3 protein-coding genes are annotated in these 1,935 nt (G+C 49.3%); all 3 read left to right on the forward strand.

Annotated features, from left to right (window positions below):
- Nucleotides 1-28 precede the first annotated feature (28 nt).
- Nucleotides 29-151, forward strand: a complete 123-nt coding sequence (locus PX482_RS28165) for a hypothetical protein (protein ID WP_502888570.1) — start codon at nucleotides 29-31, stop codon at nucleotides 149-151.
- A 132-nt stretch (nucleotides 152-283) separates the two neighbouring features.
- A complete protein-coding gene (locus tag PX482_RS20750; RefSeq protein ID WP_004159347.1) occupies nucleotides 284-1,555 on the forward strand; it encodes a glycosyltransferase in 1,272 nt (423 codons plus the stop codon).
- A gap of 328 nt (nucleotides 1,556-1,883) precedes the next feature.
- The coding region (locus tag PX482_RS27855) for a helix-turn-helix domain-containing protein (protein WP_353845525.1) at nucleotides 1,884-1,935 on the forward strand (52 nt) is incomplete at its 3' end.

Below are 1,935 nucleotides of genomic sequence, written 5' to 3' on the forward strand. Positions count from 1 at the left end.
GCAGCCCCGTTATCGTTCCGCCCGTTTAGTGCGAGGGGGCAGTTGGGGCGATGAAGCTAGGCACCTACGCAGTGCCAATCGCACCTTTTGCCTTCCCGATCAACACCACAGTGTCTTGGGTTTACGAGTCATGGCCGATAGTACCGGTTAATCAATGCTTGTGTCCGCCCAAGAGACGACAAAGGTATGGTTCAATAGGTTAGGTTGCCAAAAGCATTCAGAATCTTCTGCCGTTGTCAGTGCGTCTATAGCTAAATCAACCGCGAGTGAGGTCAAATTTTTCATGAAGGTACAGCAGTCTCTCTTAACTCCCCCCACAGGAGATCTACAGGTACCTTTATCTCCTCCTCCCCCGGACGACGGCAACCTAGAAGCAGAAAAAAATTATCCTCTCAGCCTGTCTCTAGTCATTCCCACCTACAATGAACGGCAAAATATCGTTCAATTAGTCAACATTCTCAGTCAAATACTTGACGAAGCCCTTCCCAACGATTACGAACTGATCGTTGTCGATGATAATAGTCCTGATCGCACTTGGGAAGTCGCTGCGTCTTTAATCCCTGAATATCCCCAGCTGCGAGTGCTGCGCCGGGAGGGAGAAAAAGGCCTATCCTCGGCAGTGGTACGGGGGTGGCAAGTGGCACGGGGCGACATCCTTGGGGTCATCGATGCCGATTTACAGCATCCCCCGGAAGTGTTATTAAAATTATTCGAGCAAACCAGAGCCGGAGCCGATCTCGCCCTGGCTAGTCGCCATGTGGAAGGGGGTGGAGTCAGCCAATGGAGTCTGACTCGACGCTTCCTCTCCCGGGGGGCGCAGCTGTTGGGATTAGTCATTCTGCCTAACGTGGTGGGACGGGTATCGGATCCGATGAGTGGCTATTTCATGGTTAATCGACAAGCGATCGCTGGCCCGATCTTAAACCCGATGGGCTATAAAATCCTCCTCGAAGTTATCGGCCGCGGCAATATCGACCGGATCGCCGAAGTGGGTTACGTTTTCCAAGAGCGTCAAGACGGCGAAAGCAAAGTCACCTGGCAACAATACATCGAATATATCCTGCACCTGCTGAAATTGCGTTCCCGCGGTCGTTTCGGTGGCCTGAAAAGGCGTTGGCAATTCCCCCTCGCTCGCTTTCTTCGCTTTAGTTTAGTCGGGTTTAGTGGCCTATTCGTCGATATGGCCATCTTATATCTCCTCAGCGATCCCACTACCCTCGCTTGGGGAGTAACTCGCAGTAAGATTATCGCCGCCGAGGTGGCCATTATTAATAATTTTCTCTGGAATGATCGCTGGACTTTTGGCGATTTGTCCACTGGCCAAAATCAGTGGCAGCAGCGTCTGAAACGTTTTCTTAAATTTAATCTTATTTGTTTGGCCGGTTTGATCCTCAACGTGCTGCTCTTGAACTTTTTCTTCAATGTCTTACATATTAATCGTTATATTGCTAACTTAATTGCGATCGCTATGGTTACTGTTTGGAACTTCTGGATGAATTTAAAACTCAGTTGGCGTGTGACGGAGGTTAAACCCGAAAAGTCCGGCAAACCATAGGAAAGCCTGGGAAAACTTGCCCTCTCATCCCGCAAACCCTTTTTAACTCTCGTTCAACCTCTGGCAGCCTTAATTTTCGGGACTTAAAAGCGGCCCAAGGTCAACAGGAAACCGATTCCCGGGGATTAAGTCTCAAGGAGGGGATGGAATGGCTTGATCAAAATGCCGATGACTTTCCTTGGGGAAAGGCCGCCGACCCCGATTATTATGCTTTCCCCCATTGTCCGACAATTCATCGGAAATTTTGGGTCTGAAACCCCGTCGTTCTACGACGGCTTTACTGTTAAATATGAGCATCGTTTACGAAATATATGCTAAAATGTGAGACATGGAAAAAGCCTATTCGTTTCGATTTTACCCCACACCAACACAAGAGTCGC

The sequence above is a fragment of the Microcystis sp. M53602_WE12 genome, from assembly GCF_030065455.1.
Taxonomy (GTDB): Bacteria; Cyanobacteriota; Cyanobacteriia; order Cyanobacteriales; family Microcystaceae; genus Microcystis; species Microcystis aeruginosa.